At 55.9% G+C, this 18317-nt stretch carries 16 protein-coding genes and 1 pseudogene; 11 read left to right on the top strand and 6 right to left on the bottom strand.

Annotated features, from left to right (window positions below; translation table 11 throughout):
* The 4 genes from aspS to ABWP27_RS02725 form a co-directional block, all read left to right on the top strand.
* On the top strand, positions 1-1784 hold a 1784-nt coding region (gene aspS, locus ABWP27_RS02740), incomplete at its 5' end, for an aspartate--tRNA ligase (protein ID WP_353153148.1).
* A 104-nt stretch (positions 1785-1888) separates the two neighbouring features.
* Positions 1889-2407, top strand: coding sequence for a dihydroneopterin triphosphate diphosphatase (gene nudB, locus ABWP27_RS02735; protein WP_353153146.1), 519 nt, complete (start codon positions 1889-1891; stop codon positions 2405-2407).
* A 61-nt stretch (positions 2408-2468) separates the two neighbouring features.
* Complete coding sequence (locus ABWP27_RS02730) at positions 2469-3263, top strand: endonuclease/exonuclease/phosphatase family protein (protein ID WP_353153144.1); 795 nt, start codon at positions 2469-2471, stop codon at positions 3261-3263.
* A gap of 118 nt (positions 3264-3381) precedes the next feature.
* A complete protein-coding gene (locus tag ABWP27_RS02725; protein WP_353153142.1) occupies positions 3382-4548 on the top strand; it encodes a phospholipase D-like domain-containing protein in 1167 nt (388 codons plus the stop codon).
* 27 nt (positions 4549-4575) lie between these two features.
* Here the strand turns inward: ABWP27_RS02725 and ABWP27_RS02720 are convergent, their stop codons facing one another.
* Entirely contained in the window at positions 4576-5439 is an 864-nt protein-coding gene (locus ABWP27_RS02720) for an HDOD domain-containing protein (protein WP_353153140.1), read from the bottom strand.
* 244 nt (positions 5440-5683) lie between these two features.
* Here ABWP27_RS02720 and ABWP27_RS02715 point away from each other — a divergent pair, with 244 nt between their 5' ends.
* From ABWP27_RS02715 to ABWP27_RS02700, 4 genes are all read left to right on the top strand, one after another.
* Entirely contained in the window at positions 5684-6064 is a 381-nt protein-coding gene (locus ABWP27_RS02715; protein ID WP_353153138.1) for an RNA-binding S4 domain-containing protein, read from the top strand.
* Between the two features lie 81 nt (positions 6065-6145).
* The gene (locus ABWP27_RS02710) at positions 6146-7936 is read left to right on the top strand and encodes an acyl-CoA dehydrogenase C-terminal domain-containing protein (RefSeq protein ID WP_353153136.1); all 1791 of its coding nucleotides are present in this window, start codon (positions 6146-6148) and stop codon (positions 7934-7936) included.
* Between the two features lie 49 nt (positions 7937-7985).
* Positions 7986-10385, top strand: a complete 2400-nt coding sequence (locus tag ABWP27_RS02705; RefSeq protein WP_353153134.1) for a 3-hydroxyacyl-CoA dehydrogenase/enoyl-CoA hydratase family protein — start codon at positions 7986-7988, stop codon at positions 10383-10385.
* A 10-nt stretch (positions 10386-10395) separates the two neighbouring features.
* Positions 10396-11592 carry an acetyl-CoA C-acyltransferase gene (locus tag ABWP27_RS02700; RefSeq protein ID WP_353153132.1) on the top strand — a complete coding sequence of 399 codons (1197 nt, stop codon included), beginning with the start codon at positions 10396-10398 and terminating at the stop codon, positions 11590-11592.
* A 164-nt stretch (positions 11593-11756) separates the two neighbouring features.
* On the opposite strand, the gene ABWP27_RS02695 is transcribed toward ABWP27_RS02700, so the two are convergent.
* Positions 11757-12458: a hypothetical protein gene (locus tag ABWP27_RS02695; protein ID WP_353153130.1), complete on the bottom strand. Its 702-nt coding sequence runs from the start codon at positions 12456-12458 to the stop codon at positions 11757-11759.
* 128 nt (positions 12459-12586) lie between these two features.
* Between ABWP27_RS02695 and ABWP27_RS02690 the strand changes: the two are divergent.
* Positions 12587-12733, top strand: a pseudogene (locus tag ABWP27_RS02690) (acetyl-CoA C-acyltransferase); the annotation flags it as partial.
* 110 nt (positions 12734-12843) lie between these two features.
* Here the strand turns inward: ABWP27_RS02690 and ABWP27_RS02685 are convergent.
* Complete coding sequence (locus ABWP27_RS02685; RefSeq protein ID WP_353153128.1) at positions 12844-14109, bottom strand: serine hydrolase domain-containing protein; 1266 nt, start codon at positions 14107-14109, stop codon at positions 12844-12846.
* 424 nt (positions 14110-14533) lie between these two features.
* On the opposite strand from ABWP27_RS02685, the gene ABWP27_RS02680 reads away from it, so the two are divergent.
* Together ABWP27_RS02680 and ABWP27_RS02675 are read left to right on the top strand one after the other, a co-directional pair.
* Complete coding sequence (locus ABWP27_RS02680) at positions 14534-14866, top strand: CidA/LrgA family protein (protein ID WP_353153126.1); 333 nt, start codon at positions 14534-14536, stop codon at positions 14864-14866.
* Positions 14866-15588, top strand: coding sequence for an LrgB family protein (locus ABWP27_RS02675; RefSeq protein ID WP_353153124.1), 723 nt, complete (start codon positions 14866-14868; stop codon positions 15586-15588). Before ABWP27_RS02680 ends, ABWP27_RS02675 begins: the two co-directional genes overlap by 1 nt.
* A gap of 44 nt (positions 15589-15632) precedes the next feature.
* Here the strand turns inward: ABWP27_RS02675 and ABWP27_RS02670 are convergent, their stop codons facing one another.
* From ABWP27_RS02670 to ABWP27_RS02660, 3 genes are read right to left on the bottom strand one after another with little or no spacing between them, the layout of a single operon-like run.
* Positions 15633-16058 (bottom strand): NINE protein, encoded by a 426-nt coding sequence (locus ABWP27_RS02670; protein WP_353153122.1) that lies wholly within the window; start codon positions 16056-16058, stop codon positions 15633-15635.
* A gap of 2 nt (positions 16059-16060) precedes the next feature.
* Entirely contained in the window at positions 16061-17350 is a 1290-nt protein-coding gene (locus ABWP27_RS02665) for a c-type cytochrome (RefSeq protein WP_353153120.1), read from the bottom strand.
* A 33-nt stretch (positions 17351-17383) separates the two neighbouring features.
* Entirely contained in the window at positions 17384-18118 is a 735-nt protein-coding gene (locus tag ABWP27_RS02660) for a c-type cytochrome (RefSeq protein WP_353153118.1), read from the bottom strand.
* Between the last annotated feature and the right edge of the window lie 199 nt (positions 18119-18317).

Genomic DNA, 18317 nt, shown 5'->3' with positions numbered 1-18317 from the left:
GCGGCCTCACTTCCGAAGCGCTGCTCGACCAAACCGTCAGCCTGTGCGGCTGGGTCCATCGTCGTCGCGATCATGGCGGGGTCATTTTCATCGATCTGCGCGATCGCGAAGGCCTGGTGCAAGTCGTCTGCGATCCGGATCGCGTCGATGTATTCAAGGCTGCGGAAGCGGTGCGTAACGAATTCTGCCTGCGCATCACCGGCGTTGTACGCCATCGTCCTGAAGGCACGACCAACAGCAATCTGACTTCGGGCAAGATCGAAGTGCTGGCGCATGAACTGGAAGTGTTGAATCCTTCCGTTACGCCACCGTTCCAGCTGGACGACGACAATCTGTCTGAAACCACACGCCTGACCCATCGCGTACTGGATCTGCGCCGTCCGCAAATGCAAAACAATCTGCGCCTGCGTTACAAGGTGACGATGGAAGTGCGCAAGTTCCTCGATGCGCAAGGCTTCATCGATATCGAAACGCCGATGCTGACCAAATCGACGCCGGAAGGTGCGCGCGATTACCTGGTGCCGTCGCGTGTCAACGCCGGTCACTTCTTCGCGTTGCCGCAATCGCCGCAGTTGTTCAAGCAATTGCTGATGGTTGCCAACTTCGATCGCTACTACCAAATCACCAAATGCTTCCGCGATGAAGATTTGCGTGCCGATCGTCAGCCTGAATTTACCCAGATCGATTGCGAAACTTCGTTCATGAATGAGCAGGAAATTCGCGATCTGTTTGAAGGCATGATTCGCCTGGTCTTCAAGAACTGTCTCAACGTCGATTTGCCGAATCCTTTCCCTGTGATGGATTACGCAACCGCGATGGGCATGTACGGTTCCGACAAGCCGGACATGCGCGTCAAGCTGGAATTCACCGATCTGACCAGCATCATGAAAGATGTCGAATTCAAGGTGTTTTCCGGCGCAGCCAATATGGAAAACGGCCGTGTGGTCGGCTTGCGCGTACCGGGCGGTGGCGCGATGCCGCGTTCCGAGATCGATGCCTACACCCAGTTCGTCGCGATCTATGGCGCCAAGGGTCTGGCTTACATCAAGGTCAACGAGAAAGCCAAAGGCCGTGACGGCTTGCAATCGCCTATCGTCAAGAATATCCATGACGAAGCATTGGCAAAAATTATCGAAGCAACCGGCGCGCAAGACGGCGATCTGATTTTCTTCGGTGCGGACAAGGCCAAGGTAGTCAACGATGCGATCGGCGCCCTGCGCGTCAAGGTCGGTCACAGCGATTTCGGCAAGAAGAATGGTTTGTTCGACGACGAATGGCGTCCGCTGTGGGTCGTCGATTTCCCTATGTTCGAATACGACGAGGACAATCAGCGCTGGTCGGCAACGCACCATCCTTTCACCGCGCCGAAAGACGGCCATGAAGATTTGATGGAAACCAATCCGGGTGCATGCCTTTCCAAAGCCTACGATATGGTCTTGAACGGCTGGGAACTGGGCGGCGGTTCGGTACGTATCCATCGCGCCGAAGTACAAAGCAAAGTATTCCGCGCCTTGAAAATCGGTGCAGAAGAAGCGCAACTCAAGTTCGGCTTCCTGCTCGACGCATTGCAATACGGTGCGCCTCCGCACGGCGGCCTCGCATTCGGACTGGATCGCATCGTCACGATGATGACCGGCGCCGAATCGATACGCGACGTGATTGCTTTCCCGAAAACCCAGCGCGCGCAGTGTCTGCTGACGCAAGCGCCGTCGGAAGTCGATGAGAAGCAATTGCGCGAATTGCATATCCGCCTGCGCAATGTCGAACCGGTTGTCAAAGGCTGATCGTATTTTTACGGCATAATAAAAAGGCGCGGAATTCCGCGCCTTTTTTGTTTCTCCCTGTTTTGATGCGCTTGCGAGCCGCTATCCGAAAGTAAAGATTTGCCATGAGTCGGCCTTACAAAATCCCCGAATCCGTTCTGGTTGTCATACACACTATCGATCTTGAAGTATTGCTGATCGAGCGCGCCGACAAGCCGGGCTACTGGCAGTCCGTGACCGGTTCCAAGGATAGCGTGGACGAACTTTTCCTGGAAACGGCGGTGCGGGAAGTGGCGGAGGAAACCGGCATTGCCGTGCGAAATTTGCCTTCTGAACAAGACCTGCTGACATCGCCTGATCATGTTTCGCTGGAAAATCTCAGAGATTGGCAACTTTCCAACGTCTACGATATCTACCCTGTATGGCAGCATCGTTATGCGCCGAATGTGAAAAAAAATACCGAACATGTGTTTGGTTTGCTGGTGCCGCGCGAGATTCCCGTGGTGCTGGCACCGCGCGAGCATTTGAATTTCATGTGGCTGCCGTACAGGGAAGCTGCCGACAAATGTTTTTCAGCCTCGAATGCCGAGGCGATTCTGTTGCTGCCTCATCATGTTGAAACCAGTCGTATCGGCCATAAATAGGGCAGGCGGATGCCATGGGTATTTCCATTTCGATTTTATTGAATAGTCAGGCTCAGACTGCATGAAACTACGCATTACGACTTACAACATACACAAGGGCGTGTCCTCGTTCGGGGCCCGGCCACGCATCCACGCGCTCAAGCAAGCCATCAATGCGATGCAATCGGATGTGCTGTTCCTGCAGGAAGTGCAGGGTCGTCACGATTTGCATGCGCTGAAACACGCAACCGATTGGCCGGAATTGTCGCAACAGGATTTTCTCGCCGGCGATTCGCATCAATGCGCTTATGGCATGAATGCCGTGTATGACCACGGCCATCACGGCAATGCATTGCTGAGCTGCTTTCCGATTTTATCGTCGCGCAATCAGAATATTTCCGATCACAAATACGAGTCGCGCGGTATTTTGCATTGCGTGGTGAGAGCGCCGGAAGCAGAGGTGCATTGCTTCGTCATCCATCTGGGTTTGTTTGCCGGCAGCAGAAAGCGCCAGACGGCGGCCCTGATCGAAGCCGTATCTTCTTCAGTCAAGGATGGTGCGCCTATCATCATCGCCGGCGATTTCAACGATTGGGGCAATCGCCTGAGCGAAGAGTTGCGCGAACGTCTGGATGTAACGGAAGTGTTCGATGAAAATCTCTCGCGCCGTGGCTTCGGTACCTATTTACGTCAGTTGGGTGGTCGTGGCACCAAGATACAGCCGGCGCGCACTTTTCCGGCGGCGATGCCCTTTCTGCAACTGGATCGGATTTATGTGCGCGGCTTCAAGGTAAAATCAGCCGAAGTGCTGCATGGTGGGATATGGACCAGGCTGTCGGATCATGCGCCCATAGTCGCGGACCTGCAGTTGAAATAATGCCGGCCTGATCGGCCATCGATAAGCGCGATAAAAACGGGCGACTGCGTGCGTCCGAAAAATACACGGCAATGCCGCCCATGCCCGCCTGTCATTCATTGCAAGGTTGCCCCTACTCATGCGCTCGGTCAGCTTTATCGGTCAAAACGATATCCAGCTTTTATATTGCGGCGCGGAGTATTTCCCGGCGCTGATCGATGCGTTCGACACTGCCAAGTCGGAAATTTATCTCGAAACATATATTTTCGCCGCCGATGAAACGGCCGGTGAAGTCAAGGCTGCGTTGATGCGCGCAGCGCAGCGCGGCGTGATCGTCAACGTCATGACAGACTGGATAGGCACCGGTAATGCGCAATCGAAAGCATTGCAGCGCGATTTTCAGGCGGCGGGTGTAGCGTATCGCAGTTTCAATCCGTGGTTTGTGCGCGGCATCGCGCGCATGCACAGGAAGTTATGCGTGGTGGATCGCGCGATGGCTTTTCTTGGCGGCGTGAATATCGTGGACGATATGCATGATGACGATGATTCCCGCGTCGCGCTGCCGGCACCACGCTGGGATTTCGGCGTGAGCATTAGCGGCCCGCTGGTGGCGACCATCCATTGGGAAATGGCAGTGCATTGGGCGCGCGTGGGCAGCATTAGCTGGCGCACACGCTGGGCTACTTTCAGGGAGCAGCGTACGCGCAGGCCGACAGACTCGCGCGAAGCAATGGTGGCGGGCCTGGTGGTGCGCGACAACTTGAATAATCGCCGCACAATACAAAATGCCTATTTGAAAGCACTGGGCGGTGCACGTGCATCGGCCATGCTGGCTAATCCGTATTTCGCTCCCGGACGGAAATTGCGCAAGGCTTTGTCATCGGCGGCATTGCGCGGCGTCGATGTCACCTTGCTGCTCGGTGTTGGCCAATATCGCTTTCAGGATGTGATTGCGCGCTCGTTCTACCCCAGCTTGTTGAAATGCGGGGTGAAGATAGTCGAATACCGCAAGACGCAATTGCATGGCAAGGTGGCGGTGGTTGACGATAACTGGGCCACTGTCGGTTCCAGCAATTACGACGGCTTCAGCCTGTTCGTCAATCAGGAAGCGAACGTGGTGGTGCTCGATACCGACTTCGCGAAAAAATTGCGTGCGCATATCGAGCGTGGCGTGGCCGATGGCGTGCCGGTCGACTTATCCGAGTTCGACAAGATTCCCTTTTACAAGCGGGTTTTTTATCGCTTCGCTTATCAGATCTATAAAAGCATGTTGCGCTTGATTACCTGGGGCAAGTCAGCCGAATAGCGTGTGCATGCTGGACGCAGCCGATTTTCAGTAAGCCCGAAAGCGTTGGGTCAACAATTCGCACAGGCTATCGACTTCTCGCGGCGAGATGCGCAAAGCCTTGGAAACATGGTCGCCGGCTTCTATCCATTCCAGCGATTCAGTCTGGCCGCGATATTCCTGGATCGCCTTTTCCACCACATAGTTGAGTGCGATCAGGGTGCGTACGACAGGGGAAAATGCCCGGTCGAACAGCACTTGCGGTGTGTGGTGCATGCGTATGGCCAGTACTACTTCCGGCGCCAGCGACCAGCGTTCCGCCAGCAGTGCGCCTATGACCGTGTGATTGACGCCATGCCGCTCATCTTCCACCTGCAAAAATTCTTCAGCCGCCTTGCGATTGGCTTGCAGCAGCGTGTCCAGATAGGTTTTCGGAAAGGCATCCTTCAGTAAAGGAATGCCGGTGTCGCAGAAGAGACCGAAGCTGTATGCAATTTCCGACGGGAGATTGCGCGTTCTTTTGGCCAGCATGCTGAGGCCGATGGCGCGTTTTTCGGACCCATCCCAGAAGCGCGCCATCATCGTGTTGCCAAAGTTCAGCGATTTCTTGAGTATCAATCCGGACATGATGGCATTGCAGTGATTGAGCCCTATCAGGACGATGGCTTCTTCCACGGTCGTGATCTTGCGGCCCGGATTGAAGAAGGCAGAATTGGCGATTTGCAGCAGGGTGCCGGCCATTGCCACATCACGCCGGATCAGGCTGGAAAATTTTTTGCTGTTGGGATTGTCCTGCTGTATTTCGCGTTGCAAGGCCATCAGCAGCGCGGGACGGGGTGGAATATTGTCCAGTGAAAAATCAGGCGCGAGCAGATGTGCCGGTGCAATATTTGGCGACTGCTTGGACAACACTCCCCCTTTTTTAGTTTGTCGGGCGCAGAGAGTGCCCGGAAGTTAGATTTTTATTGCAGTCAAAGTAACACCTTTCTTTTTGTAAAAGAGCGTAAAGAGTTGTCGTTTAATTCATTTTTTTATAAGTTTGCATTTGTCGAATCCACAAGGTACGAGCATCCATGCAGCACGGATTTTTTGCGCAGCGGTTTCTGGCCGGGGTGGCTACAATGATGCTTTGACAATGCAACAATGAGCACGCGGCATGACGACAGAATCCGTACGCATAGACAAGTGGCTGTGGGCAGCACGATTTTTCAAGACGCGAACGCTGGCGAGCGATGCGGTCGATAACGGCAAGGTCAGAATAGAGGGTGAGCGCATCAAGCCGGCGCGCAACGTCAGGTACGGCGATCTGGTGCAGATAGATAATGGTTCCAGCGTATGGGAAGTGCTGGTGCGGGGCTTGTCGGATGTGCGTGGCTCGGCCGAGATGGCGCAGAAGCTGTATGCGGAAACCGAGGAAAGTATCGTCAAACGGCAGCAGGAAGCGGATAAGAGGAAATTCTTCAAGGAACCTGGCATGACGATCAAGGGCCGGCCAACCAAGCGTGATCGGCGCCTGCTGGATAAAACGAATCAATAGGATTGTGGTCGCATGGTGCTGGTGAGCAGCATGCGCTAGTATGGATTTTATAAATCAATTATCAGCCGGAAGGGGACATACATGGGTCAATACATTGCACCGTTACGCGATATGCAGTTTGTGCTGCACGAATTGCTGCATGCTGAAGATGAGTTGAAGCAGATGCAGAAATATGTCGACATCGATGCCGACATCATCAACCAGGTGCTGGAAGAAGGAGGCAAGTTCACCTCGGAAGTATTGTTCCCGCTGAACCATTCCGGCGACCGCGAAGGTTGCAAGCTCGATCCCGTTACGCATGAAGTCACGCCGCCGGCAGGATTCAAGGCGGCTTACGAGCAGTATGTGGCTGCAGGATGGCCGTCGCTATCGTGCGATCCGGAATACGGCGGCCAGGGTTTGCCCATGGTGCTGCAGAATTCCTTCTTTGAAATGCTGAACTCGTCGAATCAGGCCTGGACCATGTATCCGGGCCTGTCGCACGGCGCCTACGAATGCCTGCATGAACACGGAACGGCGGAACAGAAAGCGCTGTATCTGCCAAAGCTGGTTTCCGGCGAATGGACCGGCACCATGTGTCTGACCGAAGCGCATTGCGGTACCGATCTGGGTATGCTGCGCTCGAAAGCGCAGCCGCAGGCGGACGGCTCCTACAAGATCACCGGCAGCAAGATTTTCATTTCTGCCGGCGAACACGACATGGCGCAGAACATCCTGCATCTGGTGCTGGCACGTTTGCCTGATGCACCGGAAGGCACGCATGGCATCTCGCTGTTCATCGTGCCGAAATTCCTGCCGAATGCGGATGGCACGCTGGGCGCGCGCAATCCGATTTTCTGCGGCGCACTGGAAGAAAAGATGGGCATCCACGGCAATGCTACCTGCCAGATGAATATCGACGGTGCGACCGGCTGGATGATAGGCCAGCCGAACAAGGGCTTGAATGCGATGTTCGTGATGATGAATGCAGCGCGCCTCGGCGTCGGCATGCAATCGCTGGGTCTGACGGAAGTCGCCTATCAGAACGCCCTGATCTATGCCAAAGACCGTCTGCAAATGCGCAGCCTGACCGGCGTGAAAGCACCCGACAAACCGGCCGATCCCATCATCGTGCATCCCGACGTGCGGCGCATGCTGCTGACGGCAAAAGCCTATGCTGAAGGCGGCCGTGCCTTCAGCTCATACGTTGCATTGCAAATCGATAGGGAACTGAATCATCCGGATGAAACGGTGCGCAAGGATGCCGCCGATGAAGTTGCCTTGCTGACGCCCATCATCAAGGCCTTCCTCACTGATAACGGCTGGATTGCGACGTCGGAAGCGATGCAGGTGTACGGCGGCCACGGCTTCATTGCCGAATGGGGCATGGAGCAATACGTGCGCGATGCGCGCATCAACATGATTTACGAAGGCACCAACACAATTCAGTCGCTGGATTTGCTGGGCCGGAAAATCCTGCTGGATAACGGCGCCAAGCTGCGCAAGTTCGGCGAAAAGATTCGCGCTTTCATTGAGGAAAACGGCACCGATGAAGCGATGTCGGAATTCATCACGCCGCTGGCCGATCTGGCAGAAAAAGTGCAAAAGCTGACGATGGAAATCGGCATGAAGGCATTCCAGAATCCGGATGAAGTCGGAGCGGCGGCAGTACCGTATCTGCGTGTGACCGGGCATCTGGTGTACGCCTACTTTTTTGCGCAGATGGCCAAGCTTGCTTTGGCCAGGCAGGATGGCGGCGACAATTTCTACAAGACCAAGCTGGCGACTTCGCGTTTCTATTTTGCGCGGCTGTTGCCGGAAACTGCAATGCTGATCCGTCAGGCGCGCTCCGGCTCTGCCAGTCTGATGGCGCTGGATGCAGAACTGTTTTAAGCGTTGCATCGCTACATGATGCGTACTCCATTCACCAAGAGGTTCAGGTATGGCAAATTTCATCGTTAAAAAAGTAGCGGTTCTGGGTGCAGGCGTGATGGGCGCGCAGATCGCTGCGCATTGCGTCAACGCCAAAGTACCGGTGGTGCTGTTCGACTTGCCCGGCAAGGACGGCGATCAAAACGGCGTGGTGCTGCGTGCGCTGGCCAATCTTAAAAAACTCAGCCCGGCTCCGCTCGCCAATCCGGATCACGCCGCCTTGATCGAGGTGGCGAATTACGCCGACGATCTGGAAAAACTCAACGAGTGTGATCTGATCATCGAAGCAATTGCCGAGCGCATGGACTGGAAGCACGACCTGTACAAGAAGGTCGCGCCGCATATCGCGCCGAACGCGATCTTTGCCTCGAACACTTCAGGTTTGTCCATCACTGCCTTGGCAGAAGGCTTCGATGCCGATTTGAAGGCGCGTTTCTGCGGCGTGCATTTTTTCAATCCGCCCCGCTATATGCATCTGGTGGAGTTGATACCGACTGCGGCAACCAGGCCGGAGATACTCGATCAGCTGGAAGGATTTTTGACTTCGACTCTGGGCAAAGGCGTGGTGCGCGCTTTCGATACGCCGAACTTCATCGCCAATCGCGTCGGCATCTTCGGCATGCTGGCGACCATGCACGAGGCGGAAAAATTCGGCTTGTCGGTCGATGTAGTGGATGACCTGACCGGCAGCAAACTGGGACGCGCCAAATCCGGCACCTTCCGTACTGCCGATGTGGTCGGGCTGGATACGATGGCGCACGTCATCACGACGATGCAGAACACGTTGCAGGACGATCCGTTTTTCCCGGTGTATAAAACACCGGAGATACTCACGAAGTTGATAGGTGGCGGTGCACTGGGACAAAAAGCCGGCGCCGGTTTTTACAAGAAAGTCGGCAAGGATATTCTTCGCATCGATCCGGCCAAGGCGGATTACGTTGCCGGTGGTGGCAAGGCCGACGATCTGGTCGGCCGCATCCTGAAGGAAAAAGATCCGGCCAAGCGCATGAAAGCGCTGCACGATTCGACTAATCCGCAAGCGCAATTTCTGTGGGCGATTTTCCGCGATGTATTTCATTACATCGCCGTCCATCTGGAAACGGTAGCCGACAATGCGCGCGATGTCGATTTTGCCTTGCGCTGGGGTTTCGGCTGGACGCACGGTCCGTTTGAAACCTGGCAGGCTTCGGGCTGGCAGCAGATTGCGACCTGGGTCAAGGAAGACATCGATGCCGGCAAGGCGCTCAGCAATGCACCTTTGCCAGCCTGGGTGTTTGACGGCCAGGTCGCAAAAAATGCGGGCGTGCATGCGCCTGATGGTTCATGGTCGCCCAAGCAAAAGAAAAACATTCCGCGCTCCAGTCTGCCGGTCTACCAGCGCCAGACCTTCCGTGCTTCTCTGGTCGGCGACCAAGGTGCGAATGGCCAAACGGCGGGCACGACGGTCTTTGAAGATGAATCGGTACGCATCTGGCATCAGGATGATGAAGTCCTGATCCTGTCCTTCAAGACCAAGATGCATGTCATCGGTGCCGGCGTGACTGCAGGTATCAGGCAAGCGATAGAAGAAGCAGAAAAAAATTACAAGGGCTTGGTGATCTGGCATGCCGATGCGGCCGAAGGCGGCGCCTTCTCGGCCGGCGCCGACCTGCAATCGATGCTGCCGCTGTTCATGTCCGGCGGCGTCAAGGCGATCGAGCCGGAAGTGGTCAAGTTGCAGCAGGCGCACCAGGCCATGAAGTATGCCAATGTGCCAGTCGTCGCTGCAGTGGCCGGCCTGGCATTGGGCGGTGGTTGCGAACTGATGCTGCATGCTGCAAAACGTGTGGCATCCATTGAATCGTATATCGGTTTGGTCGAAGTCGGCGTGGGCCTGATTCCTGCCGGCGGCGGTTTGAAGGAAGCAGCGGTGCGCGCGGCAAATGAAGCCAAAGGTAACGATATTCTGCAATTCCTCAAACACTATTACATGAATGCAGCGACGGCAGCCGTATCGCGCTCGGCGCTGGAAGCGCAAACCATGGGTTATCTGAAGAGCGATGACATCATCGTCTTCAATCCTTATGAGTTGCTGCACATTGCGAAGACGCAGGCGCGTGCGATGTTCGATGCCGGCTATCGCGCGCCGCGCAAGGCGCTGGTGCCGGTCACCGGAAAATACGGTCTGGCGACCATCGGTGCGCAACTGATCAACATGCGCGACGGTGGTTTCATCTCTGCCCATGATTACAAGCTGGGTCTGATGATTGCCGAGATTGTCAGCGGCGGCGAGATCGAGCAGGGCAGCCTGGTGGATGAACAATGGCTGCTGGATCGCGAGCGCAAGGCCTTCATGGAATTGCTGAATAATCCGAAAACGCAGGAGCGCATCATGGGCATGATGCAGACCGGCAAACCAGTGCGTAACTAAGGAGCACAAGATGAGCAAACAACTTCAAGATGCCTACATCGTTGCAGCGACCCGTACGCCTATCGGCAAGGCACCGCGCGGGATGTTCAGGAATACGCGGCCCGACGATCTGCTGGTGCGCGTGCTGCAGTCGGCCCTGTCGCAAGTCCCCAACCTTGATCCCAAGGTGATCGAAGATGCGATCGTCGGCTGCTCGTTCCCGGAAGCGGAGCAGGGTTTGAATATGGCGCGCATGGGTGTGCTGCTGGCAGGTTTGCCGAAGACGGTGGGCGGCGTGACCGTCAACCGTTATTGCGCATCCGGCCTGACCGCGATTGCGATGGCGGCTGACCGTATCCGCGTCGGCGAAGCTGATGTGATGATCGCTGCCGGTGCCGAATCGATGTCCATGGTGCCGATGATGGGGCACCATCCCGCCATGAATATGGGTATCTTCAAGGATGAAAACATCGGCATGGCCTACGGCATGGGACTGACTGCCGAACGCGTTGCCGAGCAATGGAAAGTGTCGCGTGAAGCGCAGGATCAGTTTGCGCTGAATTCGCATCTGAAGGCATTGGCGGCACAGCAGAGTGGCGAGTTCAACAACGAGATGACATCTGTCGATATCGTCGAACGCTTCCCGAATCTTGCCAGCGGCGAAATTGATATTGCTACCCGCATGGTGAACATGGATGAAGGCGCGCGCGCCGATACCAGTCTGGAAGCGCTGGCAAAACTGCGGCCGGTATTTTCACCCAAAGGTTCGGTCACGGCCGGCAACAGCTCGCAAACTTCCGATGGCGCAGGCGCATTGATTCTGGTCAGTGAAAAAATCCTCAAGCAATTCAACCTGACGCCACTGGCGCGTTTCGTTTCATTTGCGGTACGCGGCGTGCCACCGGAGATCATGGGAATAGGGCCGAAGGAAGCGATCCCTGCCGCCTTGCGCGCAGCAGGTCTGAAGCAGGATCAGATGGACTGGATAGAATTGAATGAAGCATTCGCGGCGCAATCACTGGCAGTGATACAGGATCTCGGCCTTGATCCGGCCAGGGTCAATCCTATGGGCGGTGCGATTGCGCTCGGTCATCCGCTAGGCGCTACAGGCGCTATCCGTTCCGCTACGGTCGTCCATGCGCTGCGCCGCAAGAATCTGAAGTACGGCATGGTCACGATGTGCGTAGGTACCGGTATGGGCGCGGCGGGGATTTTCGAGCGCATGTAATTAGTAATATTAGTATTGCTTAAAAAGCCGCATGATTTAGTTCGTGCGGCTTTTTTACGCCTCAACTTTACTCAGAATTTCTAATGATGAAGGTGTTGCTGCTACGGTTGTGGCAGCATCTCGTTCAAGTTGCAGGCTGCGCACTCGCATCTTGCAAGTGCATGTTATTTCCCCAGCAGCGCCAGTGTATGTTCCCATTCTGCAGTCCATGCGTACAAGAACGCATGCGTATTGAAAGCTCTTTTCAAGTGTGACATCGGTACCCGATACACATCATTCAATCCCAGTGCCAGCGTGACCGGATTCCAGACGGCCTTGTTCCTGGCCTTTTTTCCGCTGCCTTTAATCCTCGCGCCCTCATCGCCGAATATGCCGCCGCTGGCTAGGGCCTGTTCCAGATCGATTTTTACCAGGCTGGAAAATGCGATCAACACTTCCTCCTTGTTGATGCCAGTCTGTGATTCCCTGGCTTCCTCGACTTTGACTGGTTCAGCCTCACGCTTGAGTTTTTTGACCAAGTGCTCGAGATCCTTTTTCAGGAAACGCAACTCATGCAAAGCCCTGCGAAAACCCGGTGGCGGCAGTTGCGTCACTATCTTGTAGGCGTCTTTCGTGATCGTGATGAGTACGTCTTCGCTGCCGGCGGCAAGTCGCCGCGTGTCGTCCTCGAAAAAAATCGGCGCTGCATAACCGCCGTTCGCATCACCGAACAGCGCTGGATAGGCGGCGTCATAATCCAGCCAGACGTAGGGCGTCAAACTATGTTCCAGCATGCGCGCCAGAGTCCATGGCGTGCTGGTTTGCTGCGCCAGCCAGCCGCAAGCCTGTTCTGTTGTTGCGCGAAATGGTAGTTCGATGATCGTCATTTTTTTACACACGCCAAAAATTAATTACCTGCATGTGCGCCTGATGTCGCTTGCAGGAAGGTGCTCATCATATGCGAAAGTAGCAGGAACACTTCGGTTCATCATGGCGCACACATGCGTGCACGTTTGCGCTCGGTCATCCGCTGGGCGCAACCGGCGCGATACGCTCGGCCACTGTCGTGCATGCTCTGCGCCGCAAAAATCTGAAGTACGGCATGGTGACGATGTGCGTCGGCACCGGCATGGGGGCCGCCGGTATATTCGAGCGCATGTAGCCGACTTTTCCCGGGTTTTGCTCAAACAGCCGGCTTACACAGGCTGTTTGAGCAAAACCCGGGTCTGTCACTGCCGGACGATAATCGATTGCGCCGGATCTGCCGCGCAGCTAGCGTGGCAGTTTTTTCAGGTGTTGTGCCAGTGCCTGAAAGGCCGGCAGCGTGGTCGGATCGTTTGCTGCATTGCCGGCAACCGGATGCGAGGCATAACGCACGATGACCATCTCTGCTTTCGGATCTATGTGGATTCTCTGTCCATGTACGCCGCGCGCCATGAATGCACCGTCTTCGTCATGCGTCACCCACCACATATTGCGGTAGCTCCAGCCTTGCAAAAGCGGATATCCGCCTTTGGAAAATAATTCCTTGTCGCCGCCGCGACGTATGTCGTCGACCACTGCCTTCGGTATGATCTGCTGCCCGTTGAACTTGCCGTTGTTGCGCAGCATTTCGCCAAAGCGTGCCAGATCGCGCAGACCCGTATTCAATCCGCCACCGGCGAAAGGTGTGCCGATGGAGTCGACGGTGAAATAGGCATCCTGTTCTGCGCCCAGCTTTTGCCAGATGCGCTCGGAAAGCAGTTCCGCCACCGACCGTCCGGTCACGCGTGCGATGATCCAGCCCAGCACATCCGTATTGACTGTCTTGTAGGCGAAGGCCGTGCCATGCTGTCCTTGCGCTTGTATGCGCTGCAGCGATTCATAGTAATTGCGCGGGCCGGTGTAATCCTTCGGTTTGGGCAGCGGATTGCCCGCTTGCGCATGCGCCCAGACCTCGGCCTCCGGGTCTGCATAATCCTCGCTGTATTTCAGTGCCGTGGTCATGTCCAGGATCTGGCGCAGGGTCGCATTGCCAAAAGCGGATTGGGCCAGCTCCGGAATGTATTCAACCACGCGCTTGCCGGCATCAAGACGGCCTTCGGCGACCAGAGTTGCGCCTAGCGTACCGATGACGGATTTCGTGACCGACATTGCGCCATGCTGTCCATCTGCCTTCAACACCCCGGAATAGCGTTCATACACGATGCGTCCGCGATGCAGGACCACGATGCCGTCCGTGTAATTGGCGGCGAGCGATTCCTTCCAGGTCATGGCTTTGCTTGCGCCTATGGGCGTGAAGCGTATGGCGTCTATGTCGGTACGCAAGGCGCGCGGCAGTGGCACCGGCGCGGCCAGTCCGCGAGAGGTATTGACGGTCGGCATCAACTGACGGAAGTTCGATACGCTCCAGCGCAAGGCCGGGAAGTTCCAGTAGCTGCCATCTTCAAAACGGACGATGCGATCGGGTGGTGGTGGCGAACCGACCATCCAGCCCAGTTTGGCCGGATCACTGGCAAAGGCGTCAGGCGGTGTGTCGGCGGCCTGCGTCACAGACATGAATCCGATGCTGCAAAGGGTGAGTGCGCACGCCATGCGCAGGGGAAGATTATTGCGGATCATATGCATTTCCTCTCAAAGCCGGATTCTTGCCTGAGCCTTCCGGGTTCCATAGATTAACCCGGATCGTGTTCCCTATCATCGACAGGGTTGATTCCAGATGGAGGCATATCTTTCATCGTTGCCCATAAAGCGGAACAGATACCTCGTGTGAAGGATGCCGAAGCATTGTTCCACGATGTACGCAAACGATGGCTGACAGACCCATCCAGCAGGCAAGAGTCATCGCTGAAAAGAATTCATCGATTCTGCACCGCAGTTTTTCTCGACGGCTGATACGATACGCAGAACGACAAGACAGGTATATTTCTGATCCTGTGCCAGTCTTGCCATCTTCGTGTACTTCCTCTTTTTTCGATTGCCCATGCTGAATACACTTCTGATTCTGCTTCTCTTCCAAACCATGGGAGAAGGCCTGGTTTATCTGCTGGGATTGCCGGTTCCCGGACCGGTCATCGGCATGCTGTTGCTGCTGGCTTATCTGATCGTGAAAAAAAATACGGCAGCCAAACTGGCGCCCGCTTCTTCGCAATTGCTCTCGCATATGGCCTTGCTGTTTGTGCCGGCGGGTGTCGGCATCAGCGTGCATGTGCACCGGATTGCCGAGGAGTGGATACCGATTGCGGTCGCGTTGATTGTCAGTACCGTGGTTTCCATCGTCGTCACTGCAGCAGTCATCCAAAGGTTGAAGAAGTGATGCCGAACCTGAATACAGTCTGGGTTTATCTGGCCGGTTCGCCGCTGTTGTGGCTGACCGCGACTTTGCTGGCCTACCGCATCGCCAACCTGGTCTATGAAAAAACCGGCCGCAGCGCGCTCGCCAATCCGGTGGCGATTTCGGTGGCGCTGCTGGTGCTGGTGCTGTACGTCAGCAATACGCCATACAAAACCTATTTCGATGGTGCGCAGTTCGTGCATTTTCTGCTGGGGCCGGTGACGGTTGCATTGGCGATTCCGCTGTATCTGCAAATCGAAAAATTGAAACGTAACTGGTTTGCCTTGCTGGCGGGCGCCTTGATCGGCGGCGCTGCAGCGATTGCCTGCGCGATGGGCGTGGCGTGGCTGTTGGGCGCATCAAAATTGACGATACTGTCGATGGCGCCGAAGTCGGTGACGATTCCGATTGCCATGGGGGTTACCGAAAAAATCGGCGGCTTGCCGACACTGACCGCTGTGATGGTCATGCTGACCGGCATTTTCGGCGCTGGCATTTCGCACTACGTTTTCAAGCTGATGAAAATTTCCGACGATACGACTTGCGGCTTTGCGCTGGGTGCCACTGCGCACGGCGTCGGTACTGCACGTGCGTTTCAGGTCAGTGAGGAGGCGGGAGCGTTTTCCGGGCTGGCGATGGGCTTGTCGGGGATATTGACGGCCTTGTTGCTGCCGTTTGTGCTGAAGCTGTTGAACGTTTTCTAGGGTAAAAGCGCCTCACGTCTGAGACAGGCGTGAGGCCGCAAGTTTCAGCCGAATGCGCCGTTGGTCAGGAACAGATCGGTTGCGCGTGCGATGCAGACAATGAAGGTGGTAAAGCCACAGGCAAAGGTCAGCACCAGCAACAGAATCAAGGGCCAGCCGGATGCAGATGCGCGCGCCGAGTTGGCATTGTGTCTGGCGTCCCATTTCTTGTCCGGCGTCAAGCCGATGACCAGGGCTTCTATCCATCCGGCAAAGATGGAGATGGGGAATAGCGTCAGCAGAGTGACGCCAAGCGAATGCGGCCCTTGCGCCAGCACGAGCGCACAGGCAAACAGCAAAAACGCGGCAACATAATTCCACGCCCAGAAATCCCTGAAACCGTACAGGTAGAAACGATGTGCGCCGAGGCCGCCGAATACAACGGCGAGCAGCGTCGCCAAGGTTTTATTTTTATGGGAAGAATTGGTCATTTTCAATGGCGTGAGCGATAGCGGTTGACGTCATTTGGCAAGATGGCAGTGCCCTGATTGCCCCATGCGTTGCGAATATAGGTGACGACTGCCGCGACTTCTTCATCCGTCATCGACTGACCGAATGGCGGCATGCCGTAAGGACGCGGATTGCCGCCGGTGCTTGGCGCATAACCACCATACAGAACCATGCGTATGGCATTGGTTGCGACTGGCGTGGTGATGGCGCGGCTGCCTGCCAGCGCCGGATAAATCGACGGCACACCTTTGCCGGATGCCTGGTGGCAGCTGATGCATTGATCTTCATACAGCTTGGCGCCGGCATCTATCATCGCCTGCTTGCTTTCTTCACGCATGCTTTCAGCAGCCACCAGCGGTGCGGCACTTTGCTGCGGCAAGGATTTCAGGTAGCCCGCCAGCGCATGTGCATCGTCCTTGTGCATGTGCTGCAAACTGCCTGCAACGACTTCAGCCATCGGGCCGCTGACGGAACGCTGCGGCGCAACGCCGGTTTTCATCAAGGCTGCAAGGTGTTCGACTTCCCAATTGCCGAGACTGGTTTCCCTGTTGCCGTTCAACGGAGGGGCGTACCAGTTCAGGACGGGAATCATGCCGCCACCGAGTTCGGTTTTCAGATCCGTGCCGCCGAAGGAGTCACGCGGCGAATGGCAGGCGCTGCAATGACCCAGACCCTGTGCCAGATAGGCGCCGCGATTCCATTCCACCGATTGCCTGTCGTCATTCGCATACTGGCCAGGACGGAAATACAGTGCGCGCCACACATATAACAGCGCGCGATTGTCGTAAGGGAAGCGCAATTCGGGCGCAATATTTTTCTGCTGCACTGTTGGCAAGGTTTGCAGGTAAGCGAAGATCGCATCCGAATCGGCGCGTGTGACCCTGGTGTAATTCGTGTACGGGAAGGCTGGATACAGCAGGCTGCCATCTTTCGATTTGCCGTTGTGCATGGCTTGCCAGAAATCGGTATTGCTCCATTTGCCGAGGCCGGTTTCTGCATCCGGCGTCAGGTTGGAAGTGTAGATATTGCCGAAAGGGGTAGGTACAGCGCGACCGCCGGCATAGGATTCGCCGCCACGCGCAGTATGGCAACTCATGCAATTGCCGATGCGCGCCAGGTATTCGCCCTGTTTGATTTGCTCGTCGGGATTGGCCGGCGGCACCGATGGCTGATCCAGGTCGGGATTGCGGTTGCCCAGAATGAGCCAGATGACGGCAATGATCAGGACTGTCAATAACAGCGCAAGGCTGCGCCACACATATTTTCGTTTCATCGTTTGTGTTTTCGTTGTTTCTGCGTTTTGCTTTTACGGTGAGAGCTTGCCGCATTCCAGCGGGAGTCTGGTTTTGAGTGCGGGAGCCGGCGATGCATCGGCCGGAACGCGCTGTTCGGATAACCAGGCGGTGACGGCGCTGATGTCGGCCGCACTCATTTTCTTCACGATCTCTGCCATGCAATCCGGTGCGGCGGCATGACGCGTGCCGATTTTCCAGGCACCGATCTGACCCAGCAGATAGTCGCGCGGCAAGCCGATCAGACCGGGAATCGCCGGTGCAGTGCCAGTCATTTTTGCGCTATGGCAGGCGACGCAGGCAGGGATGCCTCTGGCCTTGTCGCCATCATGCACGAGTATGCGGCCACGTTCGAGTTCGACCGGATTCGACTGCGTAGGCTGCGGCTGCGGATACGGCGGATGCTGCTCCGAGAAATATTGTGCAATCTCGCGCAGATAGGCATCCGACATGTTTTCCAGCATCGCCGTCATGACCGGATACGCGCGTTTGCCGTCGCGGAAATTGATCAACTGGTTATATAGATAGCCGGCCGGCTTGCCGGCGATACGCGGATAATAGCCGTCGCTGCCGGCGCGGCCTTCCTTGCCGTGGCAGACGACGCAGGCGGCGACGCGTTGTGCGATGGTGTCGGGAATCTTGCCGGTATCAGTGCCGGCGGCAACAGCGCTGCCCAGCATGAAACAAGTGATGACGATGGATTTGGCAAACGTGAAGCAAGTGGTGCGCATGGTGAACAGATTGCTCATCTTATGGTCTCTAGGCAAACGCCAGCTTGGCGGCTTTGTACACTCTTGATAACAGTCTTCAAAAACACCTCGGTAATTTGATGTGTTGCGGCGGCGCTGCTGATTGAAGTTTCAATATGATACTGCAAGGGTAAAGGCGGCCATCCGTTTTATCCAGCATCAGAAAGAGGATTAAAAACCGGAGCAGTTTGAAAAAACG

The sequence above is a fragment of the Herminiimonas fonticola genome (genome assembly GCF_040395855.1).
GTDB classification, from domain to species: Bacteria; Pseudomonadota; Gammaproteobacteria; order Burkholderiales; family Burkholderiaceae_D; genus Oxalicibacterium; species Oxalicibacterium fonticola_A.
The sequence above is the reverse complement of the archived record's forward strand: the minus strand, read 5'-3'. Positions and strand labels throughout refer to the sequence as shown.

Excerpts from the sequence above, each read along its gene's own strand:
- nudB (WP_353153146.1), top strand. The coding sequence starts at position 1,889 with ATGAGTCGGCCTTACAAAATCCCCGAATCCGTTCTGGTTGTCATACAC.
- ABWP27_RS02730 (WP_353153144.1), top strand. The coding sequence starts at position 2,469 with ATGAAACTACGCATTACGACTTACAACATACACAAGGGCGTGTCCTCG.
- ABWP27_RS02725 (WP_353153142.1), top strand. The coding sequence starts at position 3,382 with ATGCGCTCGGTCAGCTTTATCGGTCAAAACGATATCCAGCTTTTATAT.
- ABWP27_RS02715 (WP_353153138.1), top strand. The coding sequence starts at position 5,684 with ATGACGACAGAATCCGTACGCATAGACAAGTGGCTGTGGGCAGCACGA.
- ABWP27_RS02710 (WP_353153136.1), top strand. The coding sequence starts at position 6,146 with ATGGGTCAATACATTGCACCGTTACGCGATATGCAGTTTGTGCTGCAC.
- ABWP27_RS02705 (WP_353153134.1), top strand. The coding sequence starts at position 7,986 with ATGGCAAATTTCATCGTTAAAAAAGTAGCGGTTCTGGGTGCAGGCGTG.
- ABWP27_RS02700 (WP_353153132.1), top strand. The coding sequence starts at position 10,396 with ATGAGCAAACAACTTCAAGATGCCTACATCGTTGCAGCGACCCGTACG.
- ABWP27_RS02695 (WP_353153130.1), bottom strand. The coding sequence starts at position 12,458 with ATGACGATCATCGAACTACCATTTCGCGCAACAACAGAACAGGCTTGC.
- ABWP27_RS02685 (WP_353153128.1), bottom strand. The coding sequence starts at position 14,109 with ATGTCTGTGACGCAGGCCGCCGACACACCGCCTGACGCCTTTGCCAGT.
- ABWP27_RS02680 (WP_353153126.1), top strand. The coding sequence starts at position 14,534 with ATGCTGAATACACTTCTGATTCTGCTTCTCTTCCAAACCATGGGAGAA.
- ABWP27_RS02675 (WP_353153124.1), top strand. The coding sequence starts at position 14,866 with ATGCCGAACCTGAATACAGTCTGGGTTTATCTGGCCGGTTCGCCGCTG.
- ABWP27_RS02670 (WP_353153122.1), bottom strand. The coding sequence starts at position 16,058 with ATGACCAATTCTTCCCATAAAAATAAAACCTTGGCGACGCTGCTCGCC.
- ABWP27_RS02665 (WP_353153120.1), bottom strand. The coding sequence starts at position 17,350 with ATGAAACGAAAATATGTGTGGCGCAGCCTTGCGCTGTTATTGACAGTC.
- ABWP27_RS02660 (WP_353153118.1), bottom strand. The coding sequence starts at position 18,118 with ATGAGCAATCTGTTCACCATGCGCACCACTTGCTTCACGTTTGCCAAA.